The organism is Leifsonia williamsii, assembly GCF_030433685.1.
Taxonomy (GTDB): Bacteria; Actinomycetota; Actinomycetes; order Actinomycetales; family Microbacteriaceae; genus Leifsonia; species Leifsonia williamsii.
This window is the reverse complement of the sequence record NZ_JAROCF010000001.1, coordinates 1838507-1853870: the sequence shown is the minus strand read 5'-3', so window position 1 is coordinate 1853870 and position 15364 is coordinate 1838507. Positions and strand designations below refer to the sequence as shown.

The window sequence follows — 15364 nt, the reverse complement described above, 5'->3', positions numbered from 1 at the left end:
TTGGCATCTCAGCTGGCGTACGCACTGTTCTCGTGCACGTAGTCGTGGGTCAGGTCGTTGGTGAGGATGGTCGCCGTCTCGTCGCCCGCGTGCAGGTCGATCAGGATGTGCACCGCGCGCGGGGTGAGGTCGACCAGGTCGCGCGGCTGGTCCGGCTCCCCCTTCGTGCACACCTGCACGCCGTTGATCGCGACGTCGATGCCGTACGGGTCGAACGCGGCGTCGGTGGTGCCGACGGCGGCGAGCACGCGGCCCCAGTTGGGGTCGTTGCCGAAGATCGCGGCCTTGAACAGGTTGCTGCGCGAGACCGCACGGCCGACCACGACCGCGTCCTCCTCGCTGCGGGCGTTCACGACCTCGATCGCGATGTCGTGGGAGGCGCCCTCGGCGTCGGCCTGCAGCTGCTCGGCGAGCTCGCGGCACACGTCGGTGAGGGCGAGGCGGAACGCGGCGTCGTCGGGCGCGACCCCGCTCGCCCCCGAGGCGAGGAGCGCGACGGTGTCGTTGGTCGACATGCAGCCGTCCGAGTCGAGCCGGTCGAAGGTGACCCGGGTGGCGGCGCGGAGGGCCGCATCCAGCGTCTCCGCGTCGAGCACCGCGTCGGTCGTGAGGACGACCAGCATCGTCGCGAGACCCGGCGCCAGCATCCCGGCGCCCTTCGCCATGCCGCCGACGGTCCAGCCGGACGGGTCGCGGCGCACGGCCTCCTTGGGCCGGGTGTCGGTCGTCATGATGGCCTCGGCCGCGTGGAGGCCCGCGTCGGCGGACAGCGCGCCCGCGGCCTCCTCGACGCCCGCGGTCAGCTTGGCCAGGTCGAGCTGTTCGCCGATCAGTCCCGTGGAGCACACCAGCACGTCGCCGGCGGAGACGCCGAGCTTCTCGGCCACCGCCTCCGCTGTCGCGTGCGTGGTCTGGAAGCCCCGGGCGCCCGTGTAGCAGTTGGCGCCGCCGGAGTTGAGCACGATCGCCGAGACGACGCCGTCGCCGATCACCTGCTCGCTCCACAGCACCGGGTTCGCCTTGCAGCGGTTGGTGGTGAAGACGGTCGCCGCCGCGTTCAGCGGGCCGGTGTTGCGCACCAGCGCGAGGTCGCGCTTGCCGCTCGACTTGAGGCCCGCGGCGACGCCCGCCGCCTCGAACCCGGATGCTGCGGTCACACTCACGGCGCGACTCCGTTCACGTTCAGGCCCGTGGTCTCGGGGAGGCCGAGGGCGATGTTGGCGGACTGGATGGCGGCGCCGGCCGTCCCCTTGTACAGATTGTCGATCGCGAGCACGGTCACGACCCGCCCGGCCGCCTCGTCGAGGGCGACGCCGATCAGCACGGTGTTCGCCCCGAGCACGTCGGCGGTGCGCGGCACGGAACCGGCCGGGAGCACCTGCACGAACGGCTCGCCCGCGTAGGCCTGCTCCCACGCCTCCTGCACCTGCGCCGCCGTCACTCCCGGCTTCACCCGGGCGGTGGAGGTGGCGAGGATGCCGCGCGCCATCGGCACGAGCACCGGCGTGAACGACAGCGTCGGCGCCTGCGCGCCCGCCTTGCGGAGGCTCTGCTGGATCTCGGGGATGTGCCGGTGCGTGCCGCCGACGGCGTACGGGCCGGCCGAGCCGAGGATCTCGCTCGCCAGGTACATCGTCTTGAGGCTCTTGCCCGCGCCCGACGGACCGACGGCGAGCACGGCGACGATGTCCTGCTCCTCGATGATCCCCGCGTGGAGGCCGGGGCCCAGCGCGAGGGCGACCGCGCTGGCGTTGCAGCCGGGGGCGGCGATCCGCTTCACCCCGGCGAGCCGCTCGCGCTGCTTGGTCGCGCCTCCGGCCGTGCCTCCTGCCTGGCCTCCGACGATCAGCTCCGGCACGCCGTACGCCCAGGAGCCGGCGTGCTCGCCGCCGTAGAAGGCGGCCCAGTCGGCAGGGTCCTCCAGCCGGTGGTCGGCGCCGCAGTCGACCACGAGGGTGTCGTCCGGCAGCTGCGCGGCGATCTCGGCCGAGCGGCCGTGCGGCAGCGCGAGGAAGACGACGTCGTGACCGGCGAGGTTCTCCGGCGTCGACTCGGCGAGGGTCAGGTGCGCGAGCGAGCGCAGGTGCGGCTGGTGCTCGATGAGCGGGCTGCCGGCGTTCGAGTGCGCGGTGACGGTGCGGATCTCGAAGTCCGGGTGGCCGGCGAGGATGCGCAGCAGCTCGCCTCCCGCGTACCCGGAGGCGCCGGCGACGGCGACCGAGAAAGTCATGCTTCTCCCTTTTCAGAGTGGACAGTGCGTCGGCGACGGCGACGCCCACCCGACCCCGTTGAGGGTCGCCAGAGCGCCGCCTAGCTTCGGCGGTCGCGCAGGCGTCGGCGCAGCGAGCGGGCGGCGAGGGCCGCGCGCGGGCTCGGGGTGCACCGGACGGAAAGCATGCGTCAACCCTAGCGCTCCGCCCCAGTCACCCGCCAAATCGTGTGCGGAGCCCGCGTGCGCCCGAACGCACAAGGGTCCCGGCACGCCGTCCGCGCGGGTGGCGGCGCGGCGTGTCGGGACCCCTGTGCGGAACGCGGTCACTCGCGGACGGTCGCTCCGAAGCGCTCGGCCGCCTTCGCGGCGCCGTTCAGCTTCGCCTCGCTCGCCTCGGCGGCGGTCAGCGTGCGGTCCTCCGCGCGGAAGCGGAGTGCGAAGGTCAGCGACTTGCGCTGCTCCGGAAGGCCGGTGCCGCGGTAGTCGTCGACCAGGCGGATGTCCTCCAGCAGCGGGCCCGCGCCGTCGCGCACGGCGACCAGCACCTCCGCCGCGGGCACGTCGCTCGGCACGACGAGCGAGAGGTCCTGCGTGGCTGCCGGGAAGCCCGCGATCACGCGCGCGACGATGTCCGCGGGGGCGACCGCGACGAGCGCGTCGAGGTCGAGCTCGAACACGGCGACGACGCGCGGGAGGTCGAGCTCGTGCGCAAGGGCGGGCAGCAGCTCGCCCGCGTAGCCGACGGGAGTGGCGGAACCGTCCGCGCCGCGCGCCACCAGCTCGGCGGTCCGCCCCGGGTGGAGCGCCTGGTGGCGCCCCTGCACGGGCTCGACGGCGAGGCCGAGCGCGGCGGCCGTCTGGCGCACCATCGTCAGCACGTCGGCGAGGCCGGCGGCCACCGCCTCCTGCCCCGGCTGCTTGAGCACGGGGTGCCCGACGACGAGACCGGCGAGGTGGCGTGGCTGACGCGGGATGCCCGCGTTGAGCCCGGCGAGCGTCTCCGCGTCCGGCAGGGCCGCACCCACGGGCAGGTCGGTGCTGCCGAGCGGCGAGACCGTGGGCAGGAACACCGTGCCGATCTCGTAGACCGAGAGGTCGACGAGGCCGCGGGCGAGGTTACGCTTGGCGACCTCCAGCAGTCCGGGGAGGAGCGACGTGCGCAGGTACGGCGCGGTCGCGTCGAGCGGGTTGGCGAGCTTCACGGCCGCGACGCTTCCCTGCTCGGGCGCGCCGAACCGGTCGTTCTGCGCCTCCGACACGAACGGGAAGGCGAGCACCTCGGTCGCGCCGCCCGCCGCGAGCGCCTGCGCCACCGAGCGGCGCAGCTTCTGCTCGCGGGTGAGGCCGCGGCCGGGAGGGGCGACCGGCAGCACCGAGGGGATGCGGTCGTAGCCGACGATGCGGGCGACCTCCTCGGCCAGGTCCGACTTGTCCGTGAGGTCGGGGCGCCAGCTCGGCGGCGTGACGAGCAGGCCGCCCTCGGTCTCGGCGACCGTGCCGCCGATCTCGGCGAGCGCGCCGCGCACCTCGTCGTCGGTGAAGTCGACGCCGATCAGCGACGGGATGTAGGTCGCCGGCAGCAGGATCGGCTCCGCCTCGACGGCGGCGTCATGGAGCGAGCCGAGCTCGTCGGCGTGCCCGCCGGCGAGCTGCTCCAGCAGCTGGACGACGCGGGCCGCCGCGGCGACGGCCACGCGCGGATCGACGCCGCGCTCGAAGCGCTTCGACGCCTCGCTCGGCAGCTTGTGGCGGCGGGCGGTGCGGGCGATCGACACCGGGTCGAAGTTGGCGGCCTCGATCAGCACGTTGCGGGTTCCGGCGCCGATCTCGGTGGAGGCGCCTCCCATGACGCCGGCGAGTCCGATGGCCCCCGAGCCGTCGGTGATCAGGAGGTCCTCCTCGTGCAGCGCACGGGTCTGGTCGTCGAGCGTGACCAGGGTCTCCCCCGGGTGTGCGCGGCGGACGACGATGCCGCCGTCGAGCTTGTCGAGGTCGTAGCCGTGGATCGGCTGGCCGAGCTCGAGCATCACGTAGTTGGTGATGTCGACGATCAGCGAGATCGAGCGGATGCCCGCGAGCTTGAGTCGCGCGACCATCCACGGCGGGGTCGGCCGCGTGCCGTCGACGTCGCGCACGACGCGGGTCACGAAGACGCTCGCGCCGACACGGCCGCGGATCGGCGCGCGGTCGTCGATCGCGACGCTGAAGCCGTGGGCGTGCTCGCCCGCCGGGTACACCGTGACGGCCTCGGCGGGGTCGCGGAACGCCGCGCCGGTCGCGTGCGAGTACTCGCGCGCGATGCCGCGGATCGAGAAGGCGTAGCCGCGGTCGGGGGTCACGTTGACCTCCACCGCGGTGTCGTCCAGGCCCAGCAGCGACACGGCGTCGGTGCCGACCTCGGGGTCGAGGCCGAGCGTCACCAGGCGCAGGATGCCCGCGTGGTCGTCGCCGAGCCCGAGCTCGCGCGCGGAGGCGATCATGCCGTCCGAGATGTGGCCGTACGTCTTGCGCGCGGCGATCGGGAACGGGCCGGGCAGCACGGAGCCCGGCAGGGTCACCACGACCTTGTCGCCGCGGAGGAAGTTGCTCGCGCCGCAGACGATGCCGCGCACGGCCTCCCCGCCGTCCGCCGCCGTCTGGCCGTCGGGGGCGACGCGCACCTGGCACCAGCGGATGGTCTTGCCGTTGCTCTGCGGCTCCTCCTCGAACTCCAGCACCTGGCCGACGACGACAGGGCCGGAGATCTCGAAGGTGTGGACGTCCTCCTCCTCGAGGCCGACCGCCACCAGGGCGGCGTGCACCTCGTCGGCGGTCGTGCCGGGGGCGAGGTCGACGTACTCGCCGAGCCAACTCAGGGGGACGCGCATCAGACCACCATTCCGAACTGCTGGGAGAAGCGGACATCGCCCTCGGCCATGTCGCGCATGTCTTTGACGTCGTTGCGGAACATCAGCGCCCGCTCCACGCCCATGCCGAACGCGAAGCCCGAGTAGACGTCGGGGTCGATGCCGGCGGAGCGCAGGACGTTGGGGTTGACCATGCCGCAGCCGCCCCACTCGATCCAGCGCGCGCCGCCCTTGAAGGTCGGGTGCCAGAGGTCGAGCTCGGCGCTCGGCTCGGTGAACGGGAAGTAGTTCGGGCGCAGACGCACCTTCGCCTCGTCGCCGAACAACGCCTTCACGAAGTGGTCGAGCGTGCCGCGCAGGTGCGCCATGGTCAGGCCCTTGTCGACGGCGATGCCCTCGGTCTGGGTGAAGACGGGGAGGTGCGTCGCATCGAACTCGTCGGTGCGGAAGACGCGGCCAGGGGCGATGCGGTACACCGGCAGCTCGTTGCCGAGCAGCGCGCGCAGCTGCACGGGCGAGGTGTGCGTGCGCAGCACGAGGTGCGAGTCGGTGGGCTCGACGAAGAAGGTGTCCTGCATCGCGCGCGCCGGGTGGTCGGCGTCGAAGTTGAGGGCGTCGAAGTTGTACCACTCGCTCTCGAGCTCGGGGCCCTCCGCGACCTCCCAGCCCATGCCGACGAAGACGTCGGCGATGCGCTCCTGCAGGAGGCTGAGCGGGTGGCGGGCGCCGGGGGTCCAGCGGCTCGGCAGCGCGGTCACGTCGACCGTCTCGGCGGTGAGCTGGGCGGCCTCCTCGGCGACGGCGATCGCCGCCTCCTTCGCCGCGAACGCCTGGGCGACGCGGCCGCGGGCGCCGCCCACGAGCTTGCCTGCGGCGGCCTTCTGGTCGTTCGGGACGGAGCGGATGGAGGCGTTCAGCCGGGCGAGCGGCGAGCCCTCGGCGGTGTGGTCGTGGCGGACGGCCTTCAGCGCCGCCGAATCCTCCGCGGCGTCGATCGCGGCCAGGGCCGCGGCGACGGCCGCCTCGACCGCGCTCTCGGTGATCTCAGTGGGTTCGGACACGGTTCACAAGTCTAGTCGGCGCAGCCGCGCCCGGCCCCCGGCGACCGTCAGGCTCGGTGGGCGAAGGCGGACTCGTAGAGGCAGACGCTGGCGGCGGTCGCGAGGTTCATCGACTCCGCCTGGCCGTAGATCGGGACGGTGACGACGCGGTCGACGAGCTCCAGCAGCTCGTCGGCGAGGCCGTGCGCCTCGTTGCCGAACACCCACGCCGTGGGCTGCGCGAGCGTCCCCTCCCGGCGGGCGTCCAGCAGGTCCTCACCCTTGATGTCGGCGGCGAGCACCTGCAGCCCTGCGGAGTGGGCGCGGCCCACGACGTCGGCGAGGTCGGCGCCGACGGCGACCGGCACGTGGAACAGCGAGCCGGTGGTGGAGCGGACCACCTTCGGGTTGTAGAGGTCGACCGTGCGGCCGGTGAGCACGACGGCGTCGGCGCCCGCGGAGTCGGCGGCGCGGATGATCGTGCCGGCGTTGCCGGGGTCGCGCACCTCCTCCAGCACGGCGACGAGCTTCGGACCGGAGGCGAAGATGTCCTTCACCGAGGTCGGGAACTGGCGGCAGACCGAGACGAAGCCCTGCGGGGTGACCGTGTCGGCCATCGCGTCGAGCACGTGCTCGGTGACGAACTCGACGTCGACCCCGGCCTCCACGGCGGTCTGCGCGATGTCGGTGTAGCGCTCGAGAGCCGTCGGCGTCGCGTACAGCTCGACGACGAGCTCGGGGCGGAACTGGAGGGCCTCGGCGACGGCCTGCGGACCCTCCAGGAGGAACAGCCCGGTCTCGGAGCGGGCGGGCCGCTTGGCGAGCTTGGCGACAGCGCGGACGCGCGGCGAGCGCGGGTTGTCGAGCATGCGACCAGAGTAGTGGGCCGCGAGGTTCGTCCGCGATTGATCCGTTCGCGCCTCCACCTCGTGTCATCCATAACGCGAAGGAGGCGGAACGATGCAGAGACGACTCAGGATCACACTGATGGCGGGAGCAGCGGTGCTCGCGCTGGGTGTCGGCACGGCGGGCGCGGTGGCGGCGACGGGAGGCGGAGGCGGCAGCGACGACCCGCCGCAGGTGGAGGACCGGGTGGTGGCGCCGACGCAGGCGCCCGCCTCCACGACGCCATCACCCCGGGCCACGCCGGACAGCATCCCCGCGCCCGCGCCCGTGCCGGCCGTGGACGACAGCGGGTCCGGCGGCAACGGCGCCGACGACCCCGCCACCCACGACGTGGGCGACGACCACGGCGCCGACGACCCCGCCACCCACGACGTGGGCGACGACCACGGGTCCGGCGGCCACGGCGCCGACGACCCTGCCGGCCACGACGCGGGCGACGACCACGGCTCCGGCGGCCACGGCGCCGACGACTGACCTGGGAACGACGAACGGCCCGGACGACTGATGTCGTCCGGGCCGTTCTGCGCTGCAGAGACTTACGCGGCGGCGTCGGCCTTCGGGGCCGAGGTGTCGGCCGGGAGGGCCGCCTTGGCGGTCTCGACGAGGGCCGCGAAGGTGGCGGGCTCGTTCACGGCCAGGTCGGCGAGGATGCGACGGTCCACCTCGACACCCGCGAGGCCGAGGCCCTGGATGAAGCGGTTGTAGGTGAGGCCGTTCTGGCGGCTCGCGGCGTTGATCCGCTGGATCCAGAGGCGGCGGAAGTCGCCCTTCTTCTGGCGGCGGTCGCGGTACGCGTAGACGAGCGAGTGGGTGACCTGCTCCTTCGCCTTGCGGTAGAGGCGCGAACGCTGGCCGCGGTAGCCCTCGGCGCGCTCGAGGATGACCCGACGCTTCTTGTGGGCGTTGACAGCCCTCTTCACTCTTGCCATTAGTCGTTCTTCCTTACGTCTTCGGGTCTACTACTTGCCGAGCATCCGGCGGACGACCTTGGCGTCCACCTCGGGCACGACCTGGTCGGAGTTGAGGCGGCGCTTGCGGTCGCTCCCCTTGACCTCGAGGTTGTGGCGCATGCCGGCCTGCTGCTTCATGACCTTGCCGCTGCCGGTGATCTTGAAGCGCTTCTTGGCGCCGGAGTGGGTCTTCTGCTTGGGCATTACTTCTCCTCGTTCGTCGCCGTGGCGGGCGAACTGTCGTCGGACTGCGCAGAGTCGTCTGCGTCAGCAGCCGCATCCTGGTCGCGCCCCTGGGCGCGCGCCTTGGAAGCGGCACGTACTGCGTTGGCCTCTTGCTTGGCCTCGGACTTGTTCTTCAGCGGGCTGATGATCATGACCATGTTCCGACCGTCGATGGTCGGGTTGGACTCGACGGTGCCGAGTTCGGCCACGTCCTCCGCGAAGCGCTGCAGGAGGCGCACACCCTGCTCCGGGCGCGACTGCTCGCGTCCGCGGAAGAGGATCATGGCCTTCACCTTGTCGCCGGACTTCAGGAAGCCCTCGGCGCGCTTGCGCTTGGTCTCGTAGTCGTGCTTGTCGATCTTGAGGCGGAACCGCACCTCTTTGAGGATGGTGTTCGCCTGGTTGCGCCTGGCCTCCTTGGCCTTCTGCGCAGCCTCGTACTTGAACTTGCCGTAGTCCATGATCTTGGCGACCGGCGGCTTGGAGTTGGGGGCGACTTCGACCAGGTCGAGGTCGGCCTCCTGCGCGAGTCGCAGTGCGACCTCGATCTTGACGACGCCGACCTGCTCTCCGCTGGGGCCGACGAGTCGAACTTCGGGGACGCGGATACGGTCATTCGTACGGGGATCGCTGATGTCTTTCTCCTCTGATCGAGCGATGCTTCGATGTGCCTCTGGCGGTCGGTGACCGCCGAGCGGAAGGAGAGAATCCACGCACCAGCGCAGCCCTGCGATTCATTCGCAGGCCTGGTACAGCACCCTGACTACCCCCGCTCCGGAGAGCGGCGGCGGAGTGCAACGACCCGGTAACCTTGATGAAGCGGTCAACGCGGGTGGGAGGATTCTCCACTTTCGTACCGAGGCAGAAGCCCCGGAGCCCGAACGATTCTAGCAGAGGAATGCAGTGAGCGACACCTTCGCCTTCGCCGACCAGGGCGACCAGCACGGCCACGACGAGGAGGCGGCGATCGCCGACGCCACCCGCGACATCGCGGAGGTGCCCGCGGTCGAGGTCATCACGACGACGGCGGTTCACCTCATGAGCGCGGCGGCGGTCAAGACCGGCCTCGCCGACGACCCCGACGACCAGACCGACCTCGACGAGGCGCGCAAGCTGATCGACGCCCTCGCCGGGCTCGTCACCGCGAGCGCCCAGCATCTCGGCGATCAGCACGCGCGCAGCCTGCGCGACGGCCTGCGGTCGCTGCAGCTCGCCTTCCGCGAGGCCTCCCCCATCCCCGACGAGATCGGCAAGGGCCCCGGCGAGAAGTACACCGGGCCGGTCAGCTAGCCGCCGATGGACGCCGCCGCCGTCCGCGCTCTCGCCCTCGGCCTCCCGGAGGCCGAGGAGTACGACCACGGCGGCCTGCCCGCGTTCCGGGTGCGCGGCGCCCGGTTCGCGACGATGCTCGACGCCGGCTCCCGCACGGTCAACCTGATGCTGGGAGAGGCGGGGATCCGGGAGGCGGCGGCCGCATGGCCGGAGCACTGCTCGGAGAGCTGGTACGCCGGGCGGCTCAACGCCGCGCGCGTCGATTTCGCCGCCATCGAGCCCGCGCTGATGCGCGAGCTGGTCACCGACGCGTATCGCAACCGGGCGCCGGCCGCGCTGCGCCGGCTGCTCGACTGAGCGCACGCCGGGTCAGGCGCACGCCGGGTCAGGCGGTCGCCGGGTCAGGCAGTCGCGGGCTCCGCCTCCGCCGCGGCGCGACGCCGCCCGGTGTGGCCGCTGTGGCCGAGGATCGCGACGACGATCGAGATGACGGCCGACACCAGCACGCCGAGCGAGACGTGCACCAGCAGGGCGAGGGCTCCGGCCGCCGCGCCCGCCATGATCAGGACGACAGCGAGCAGGCGCCGCAGCCAGAAGGCGCCGTTCCCTCCGGCGAGCCTGCTGTCGGCGGCGAGGCCGGTGAGCGTGGAGGTGACCACCACGGTCGTCACGTCGGCCACCTTCACCCGCCGCGCGAGTGCCGCCTGCATCCCCATGGCGAAGCCGAGCGCCGAGGTGGCGATCGTGCCGACCAGCTCGGTGTCGAGCGGGAGCAGGAAGGCGAGCACGGCCGCGATCGCGGTGAGCAGGGCGGCGATGACCCACAGCATCCACGAGACGGCTCCCGACCATCCCTCGGGCCCCCGGCGCACCACCCGGCCGGAGACGACCGCTCCGGCGAGGAAGAGGAACAGCGCGAGCAGCGGCCGGACGATCGGCAGGTTCGTCGTTCCGGTCAGCGCCATGCCGAGCAGCACGACGTTGCCGGTCATGTTGCCGGTGAACACGCGGTCGAGGCCGAGGTAGCCGACGGCGTCGACGACACCGGTCGAGAAGGTCAGGGCGAGCATCAGGGCCAGGTGCAGCCGGTCGCGGTCGACACGGGCCATGCGGTGGGAGAACACGGTCCCCCACCCTAGCCCGGGGAGGACCGGCGGGCCGGGGGCAGGATGGAGGCATGACCTTCACCCCTCCACCCGCCTTCACCACGCGCCCGACGCTGCAGGGGACGTTCGGGATGACCGCCTCCACCCACTGGCTCGCCACCGCGAGCGGCCAGGCCGTGCTGGAGCGCGGAGGCACCGCCTTCGACGCCGCCGTCGCCACGGCGTTCGTGCTGCACGTGGTGGAGCCGCACCTCAACGGCCCGGGCGGCGACCTCGTCGCGCTGTTCGCCCGCGGCGACGCCCCGGAGCCGGTCGTGCTCATCGGCCAGGGCCCGGCGCCGGCCGCGGCGACGCCCGAGCACTACCGGGCGGAGGGGTTGGAGCTGGTGCCGGGCTCCGGCGCTCTGGCGGCCGCGGTGCCGGGCGCCGTCGACGCCTGGCTGCTGCTGCTGAAGGACCACGGCACGTGGGAGCTGGCAGACGTGCTCGCCTTCGCCATCGGCTACGCGCGGGACGGGCATCCGGTGCTGGAGCGGGTGACCGCGACGATCCGCGCCGTCTCCGACCTGTTCGAGCAGCACTGGCCGACGTCGGCCGAGCGCTGGATGCCGGGAGGCCGCGTTCCCGAGCCCGGGGAGATCATCCGCAACGAGCCATACGCGGCGGTTCTCGACCGGCTCGTCGCCGCCGGAGACGGGCTCGGCGCATCCGCCACCCGCGAGGAGCGGATCGAAGCGGCGCGCACGGAGTGGGCCACCGGCCTCGTGGCTCGGGAGGCCGCCGCGTTCGCGCGCACCCCGCACCGCCACTCCCCCGGCACCGACCACGCCGGCGTGATCGCCGAGAGCGACTTCGCCGCCTTCCGCGCCTCGTACGAGCCCGCGGTGACGCTGGAGTTCCGCGGGCACACGATCGCGAAGTCCGGGCCGTGGGGGCAGGGGCCTGCGCTCCTGCAGACGCTCGCCATTCTCGACGGCTTCGACGACGACCGGCTCGACCCGGCCACCGAGCTCGGCGCGCACACCCTCCTGGAGGCGCAGAAGCTCGCCTACGCCGACCGCGACGCCTACTACGGCGACGCCGAGGTGCCGCTCGAGCGCCTCCTCTCGCCCGAGTACGCCGCCGAGCGCCGCGCCCTGATCGGCGAAGAGGCGTCGGCGGAGTGCCGCCCCGGCCGTGTGGAGGGTGTGGAGCCGTTCCTCCCGCCGTTGCGCGTCGAGTACACGCCGCCGACGGGCGCCGCGACCGCGGGCGTCGGCGAGCCGACCGTCTCCCGCACCGGTGAGACCCGCGGCGACACCTGCCACCTCGACGTCGTCGACCGCTGGGGCAACATCGTGTCCGCGACGCCGTCGGGAGGCTGGCTGCAGTCGTCCCCGACCATCCCGTCGCTCGGCTTCTGCCTCGGCACCCGGCTGCAGATGACGTGGCTGGAGGCGGGCTCCCCCTCCACCCTCACGCCCGGCCGGCGCCCCCGCACGACGCTCACGCCGACCCTGGTGCTGCGCGACGGCCTCCCCGTCACCGCGGTCGGATCGCCGGGCGGCGACCAGCAGGACCAGTGGCAGCTGCCCTACCTGCTGCGCACGATCGTCGGCGGCTACACGCCGCAGCAGGCGATCGACGCGCCCACCCTGCACAGCACGGCGATCGCGGGGTCGTTCTGGCCGCGGACGTGGGAGCCGGCGGGCGCGGTCGTCGAGGACCGCCTCGGTGACGACGTCATCGCCGGCCTGGAGGCACGCGGCCACCGCGTGACCCGCGCCGGCGACTGGACGCTGGGCCGGCTGTCGGCCGTCACCCGCGACCCCGCGACCGGGCTGCTGGAGGCGGCGGCGAACCCGCGCGGGATGCAGGGGTACGCGGCCGGGCGCTGACGGGGCGGGTCGCCTCCGTTTCCGGCGCAACGGCGGCGTCAGCCGACGGCGGCGACCGCCGCCTTCACCGCGGCGACCGTGCGGGCGGCCTCGTGCGCGTCCGTCAGCCAGTTGCTGACCGAGAAGCGCAGCACGGCGCGGCCGTGCCAGGTCGACGGCGAGGCGAGGGCGGTGCCGGAGGAGCGCAGCGCCTCCCCCACGGCACGGGTGCGCTCGTCGTCGCCGAAGCTCGCGCAGACCTGCGTGTAGCCGACCTCGTTCAGGATCTCGGCGCCGGGCAGTGCGCGCACGCCGTCGGCGATGGCGGACGCGGCGTCCGCGAGCTGCTCGACCAGGTCGGAGACGCCGGCGCGACCCAGCTGGGCCAGCGTCGCGTACACCGGGACGCCGCGGGCGCGGCGGGAGAGCTCCGGTACCCGGTCGGCCGGGTCGGCGATGTCGATGGAGCCGGGGAGGTACGCCGCATGCTGCGCCAATGAGGCGTGCAGCGTCTCCGGGTGCCCGACCGCGGCGATGCCGCAGTCGTACGGCACGTTCAGGGTCTTGTGCGCGTCGGTCGCCCACGAATCCGCGGTCTCCACGCCCTCCACCAGGTGCCGCAGCCGCGGGGAGGCGGCGGCCCACAGTCCGAACGCGCCGTCGACGTGCACCCACGCACCGGCCTCGTGCGCGACGGCGGCGGCCTCGGCGAGCGGGTCGAAGGCGCCCGAGTGGATGTTGCCCGCCTGCAGGCACACGACGGCGGGCCCCTCCCCCTCGGCGAGCGCCTCGCGCAGGGCGTCGACCCGCATGCGGCCCTGGTCGTCCACCTCCACCACCCGCCCGGCTCCGAGCCCGGCGAGGATGGCGGCGCTGTCGACCGAGCCGTGGCGCTCGCGCCCGACCAGGAGGCGGACGGCGGGGCCGCCGGCCAGCCCGTCGGTGCGCGCGTCCCATCCGGAGCGGCGCAGCACCTCGTCGCGTCCGCAGACCAGTCCGACGAGGTTGGCGACGGTCGCTCCCGTCACGAAGCCGACCTCCGCACCGGCCGGGAGGCCCAGCAGGTCGATCAGCCACTCGCCCGCCAGCTCCTCGGCGGCGACGACGCCCGGCGTGACCTCGCGCAGCGCCGTGTTCTGGTCCCAGGCGGAGACCAGCCAGTCGGCCCCGAGCGCGACCGGTTCCGCTCCGCCGATGACCCAGCCGTGGAAGCGCGGCGAGTGCATCCGCATGAGGCCGGGCTCGACCGCATCGGCCAGGCGGCGCAGCACCTCCACCGCGTCTGCGCCGCGCTGGGGCAGGCGACGGCCGAGCTCGTCCTTCACCGCCTCCACGTCGACCTGCGGAGGGATGCGGCCCTCGCGCACGCCGTCGAGCCAGCGCTCGGCGAGCACGAGCGCTTCGTCGAGCGTCGGACCGAAATCCTCCCGATCGCCCACACGCGCATGCTAGCGGCGGGCGGCCTCCCCGCACACCAGCGGAGTCGCAGCGCCTCTCACCAGACCGGCGGCCGCCGCTCCGACCAGCGCACGCGCCGCTCCAGCTGCGCCGCGAGCGACAGCAGGGTGCGCTCGCCCCCGGGGCGGCCGATCAGCTGCACACCCATCGGGAGGCCGTCCTCCGTCTGCGCGATCGGCAGCACGATCGCGGGCAGTCCGGTCACGTTCACCATCGAGGTGAACGGCGTGTACTGCACCTGCTGGGCGAAGTTACGCTCGCCGTCCTCCTGGTCGTACCAGCCCACCGGTCGGGGGGTCAGGGCGAGCGCCGGGGTGAGCACGGCGTCGAAGCCGGAGAGCTGCGCGATGAACGAGCGCTCGTACGCGGTCAGCGCGCGCAGCGCCTCCGCGAGCTCGCGGGCGGTCAGCTCGCGGCCGCGGCGGACCAGCCACGAGGTCAGCGGCTCCAGCAGGTCGAGCTGCTCCCCCTCGACCGGTATGGAGGCGGCGCCCGCCTGCCAGAGCGTGCGGAACGCGGGCGCATAGGTCGGGTCGGGCGCGAGCGCCGTCTCCTCCATCCCGTGCCCCATGGCGCTGAAGGCCGCGACGGCGGCGTCGAGTGCGGCGTGCGCCTCGGGCGAGACGGTGATGTCGTAGGCGTCGTCCCAGGCGGAGGTGGTCATGACGCCGAGCTGGAAGCGTCCCTCCCCGCGCACGGCCGTGCCGAGGAAAGGCCCGTCGTCGTCGTACGGCGCCCGCAGCGTGTAGTGGTGGTCGATCCGGCCGTTGTGCTGCGCGATCATGCCGTCGAGCAGGAGGGCCGCGTCGGCCGTGGTGCGCGCCAGCGGCCCGGCGACCACCAGACCGCCGAGCGACTCCAGTCCGCTGCCCGCCGGCACGAGGCCGCGGGACGGCTTGATCCCGACCAGGCCGCACGCGGCGGCCGGGATGCGTACGGAGCCGCCGCCGTCGGAGCCGGGCGCGAACGGCAGCAGGCCGCCCGCGACCGCCGCGGCCGCGCCTCCGCTCGACCCTCCGGCACCGAGCGCGAGGTCCCAGGGGTTGCGCGCGGGCGGGTTCGCGAGCGACTCGGTGTACGACGGGAGGCCGAACTCGGGGGCGGCGGTCCGGCCCAGGCTCACCGTGCCCGCCGCGTCGAGGGTCTGCACGATCTCGTCGGAGGTGTCGGCGACGAATCCGGCGAGCGCCCGCGACCCGAAGCCGGCCGGGGCGCCGGCCCGCTGCCAGAGGTCTTTGTCGCCCGAGGGCAGCCCCCAGAGCGGCGCGGTGTGCGGCACGCGCTCGGCGACCTCCTCCGCCCTGGCGAGTGCCGCCTCCCGGTCGACGGTGACGAACGCGCCGATCGACGGGTTCAGCCGCTCGATCCGGTCGAGGTAGTGCTCGGTCAGCTCGCGCGGCGAGATGCGGCCGCTCTGCAGCTCCTGCCAGAGGGCCAGCGCGGTCAGCTCGTGAAGGTCGGCCATGCCGCCAGGCTATCCCGCGCGAATCGGC

General features: G+C 73.5%; 15 protein-coding genes. 4 read left to right on the top strand and 11 right to left on the bottom strand.

All coding sequences use genetic code 11. From position 1 onward, the window contains the following. Positions 1-8: 8 nt before the first annotated feature. From argJ to P5G50_RS08650, 5 genes are all read right to left on the bottom strand, one after another. Positions 9-1163 carry a bifunctional glutamate N-acetyltransferase/amino-acid acetyltransferase ArgJ gene (gene argJ / locus P5G50_RS08670; protein ID WP_301210905.1) on the bottom strand — a complete coding sequence of 385 codons (1155 nt, stop codon included), beginning with the start codon at positions 1161-1163 and terminating at the stop codon, positions 9-11. Beyond that, on the bottom strand, positions 1160-2230 hold the full coding sequence (gene argC / locus P5G50_RS08665) for an N-acetyl-gamma-glutamyl-phosphate reductase (RefSeq protein ID WP_301210907.1): 1071 nt from the start codon (positions 2228-2230) through the stop codon (positions 1160-1162). Before argC ends, argJ begins: the two co-directional genes overlap by 4 nt. Positions 2231-2535: 305 nt before the next feature. Next, a complete protein-coding gene (gene pheT / locus P5G50_RS08660; RefSeq protein WP_301210909.1) occupies positions 2536-5079 on the bottom strand; it encodes a phenylalanine--tRNA ligase subunit beta in 2544 nt (847 codons plus the stop codon). Further along, positions 5079-6119 carry a phenylalanine--tRNA ligase subunit alpha gene (gene pheS / locus P5G50_RS08655; protein ID WP_301210911.1) on the bottom strand — a complete coding sequence of 347 codons (1041 nt, stop codon included), beginning with the start codon at positions 6117-6119 and terminating at the stop codon, positions 5079-5081. Before pheS ends, pheT begins: the two co-directional genes overlap by 1 nt. Before the next feature lie 47 nt (positions 6120-6166). Continuing rightward, positions 6167-6967: a TrmH family RNA methyltransferase gene (locus P5G50_RS08650; protein ID WP_301210913.1), complete on the bottom strand. Its 801-nt coding sequence runs from the start codon at positions 6965-6967 to the stop codon at positions 6167-6169. A 91-nt stretch (positions 6968-7058) separates the two neighbouring features. Between P5G50_RS08650 and P5G50_RS08645 the strand changes: the two genes are divergently transcribed. Then, positions 7059-7478: a hypothetical protein gene (locus P5G50_RS08645; protein ID WP_301210915.1), complete on the top strand. Its 420-nt coding sequence runs from the start codon at positions 7059-7061 to the stop codon at positions 7476-7478. A 62-nt stretch (positions 7479-7540) separates the two neighbouring features. Here the strand turns inward: P5G50_RS08645 and rplT are convergent, their stop codons facing one another. Genes rplT through infC form a run of 3 tightly spaced genes read right to left on the bottom strand, consistent with a single transcriptional unit; the run spans position 7541 to position 8838 of the window. Further along, positions 7541-7933, bottom strand: a complete 393-nt coding sequence (rplT, locus tag P5G50_RS08640) for a 50S ribosomal protein L20 (protein ID WP_301210916.1) — start codon at positions 7931-7933, stop codon at positions 7541-7543. Between the two features lie 30 nt (positions 7934-7963). Continuing rightward, complete coding sequence (gene rpmI, locus P5G50_RS08635; protein ID WP_301210918.1) at positions 7964-8158, bottom strand: 50S ribosomal protein L35; 195 nt, start codon at positions 8156-8158, stop codon at positions 7964-7966. Then, positions 8158-8838 (bottom strand): translation initiation factor IF-3, encoded by a 681-nt coding sequence (gene infC / locus P5G50_RS08630; protein ID WP_435870918.1) that lies wholly within the window; start codon positions 8836-8838, stop codon positions 8158-8160. The genes rpmI and infC overlap by 1 nt, the downstream gene beginning before the upstream one ends. A 244-nt stretch (positions 8839-9082) precedes the next feature. On the opposite strand from infC, the gene P5G50_RS08625 reads away from it, so the two are divergent. Together P5G50_RS08625 and P5G50_RS08620 are read left to right on the top strand one after the other, a co-directional pair. Continuing rightward, positions 9083-9469 (top strand): DUF1844 domain-containing protein, encoded by a 387-nt coding sequence (locus P5G50_RS08625; protein WP_301210919.1) that lies wholly within the window; start codon positions 9083-9085, stop codon positions 9467-9469. A 6-nt stretch (positions 9470-9475) separates the two neighbouring features. Continuing rightward, positions 9476-9808: an MmcQ/YjbR family DNA-binding protein gene (locus tag P5G50_RS08620; RefSeq protein WP_301210921.1), complete on the top strand. Its 333-nt coding sequence runs from the start codon at positions 9476-9478 to the stop codon at positions 9806-9808. Between the two features lie 44 nt (positions 9809-9852). Here P5G50_RS08620 and P5G50_RS08615 read toward each other — a convergent pair whose 3' ends face one another. Further along, positions 9853-10575, bottom strand: coding sequence for a YoaK family protein (locus P5G50_RS08615; RefSeq protein ID WP_363319461.1), 723 nt, complete (start codon positions 10573-10575; stop codon positions 9853-9855). 53 nt (positions 10576-10628) lie between these two features. Between P5G50_RS08615 and P5G50_RS08610 the strand changes: the two genes are divergently transcribed. Next, positions 10629-12434, top strand: a complete 1806-nt coding sequence (locus P5G50_RS08610) for a gamma-glutamyltransferase family protein (RefSeq protein ID WP_301210922.1) — start codon at positions 10629-10631, stop codon at positions 12432-12434. 38 nt (positions 12435-12472) lie between these two features. On the opposite strand, the gene P5G50_RS08605 is transcribed toward P5G50_RS08610, so the two are convergent. Together P5G50_RS08605 and P5G50_RS08600 are read right to left on the bottom strand one after the other, a co-directional pair. Further along, on the bottom strand, positions 12473-13852 hold the full coding sequence (locus tag P5G50_RS08605) for a pyridoxal phosphate-dependent decarboxylase family protein (RefSeq protein ID WP_301210925.1): 1380 nt from the start codon (positions 13850-13852) through the stop codon (positions 12473-12475). 56 nt (positions 13853-13908) lie between these two features. Further along, complete coding sequence (locus P5G50_RS08600; protein WP_301210926.1) at positions 13909-15336, bottom strand: amidase; 1428 nt, start codon at positions 15334-15336, stop codon at positions 13909-13911. Positions 15337-15364 lie beyond the last annotated feature (28 nt).

Coding starts and splice junctions, on each gene's coding strand:
- argC (WP_301210907.1), bottom strand. CDS start 2,230: ATGACTTTCTCGGTCGCCGTCGCCGGCGCCTCCGGGTACGCGGGAGGC.
- pheT (WP_301210909.1), bottom strand. CDS start 5,079: ATGCGCGTCCCCCTGAGTTGGCTCGGCGAGTACGTCGACCTCGCCCCC.
- P5G50_RS08650 (WP_301210913.1), bottom strand. CDS start 6,967: ATGCTCGACAACCCGCGCTCGCCGCGCGTCCGCGCTGTCGCCAAGCTC.
- P5G50_RS08645 (WP_301210915.1), top strand. CDS start 7,059: ATGCAGAGACGACTCAGGATCACACTGATGGCGGGAGCAGCGGTGCTC.
- rplT (WP_301210916.1), bottom strand. CDS start 7,933: ATGGCAAGAGTGAAGAGGGCTGTCAACGCCCACAAGAAGCGTCGGGTC.
- rpmI (WP_301210918.1), bottom strand. CDS start 8,158: ATGCCCAAGCAGAAGACCCACTCCGGCGCCAAGAAGCGCTTCAAGATC.
- P5G50_RS08620 (WP_301210921.1), top strand. CDS start 9,476: ATGGACGCCGCCGCCGTCCGCGCTCTCGCCCTCGGCCTCCCGGAGGCC.
- P5G50_RS08610 (WP_301210922.1), top strand. CDS start 10,629: ATGACCTTCACCCCTCCACCCGCCTTCACCACGCGCCCGACGCTGCAG.
- P5G50_RS08600 (WP_301210926.1), bottom strand. CDS start 15,336: ATGGCCGACCTTCACGAGCTGACCGCGCTGGCCCTCTGGCAGGAGCTG.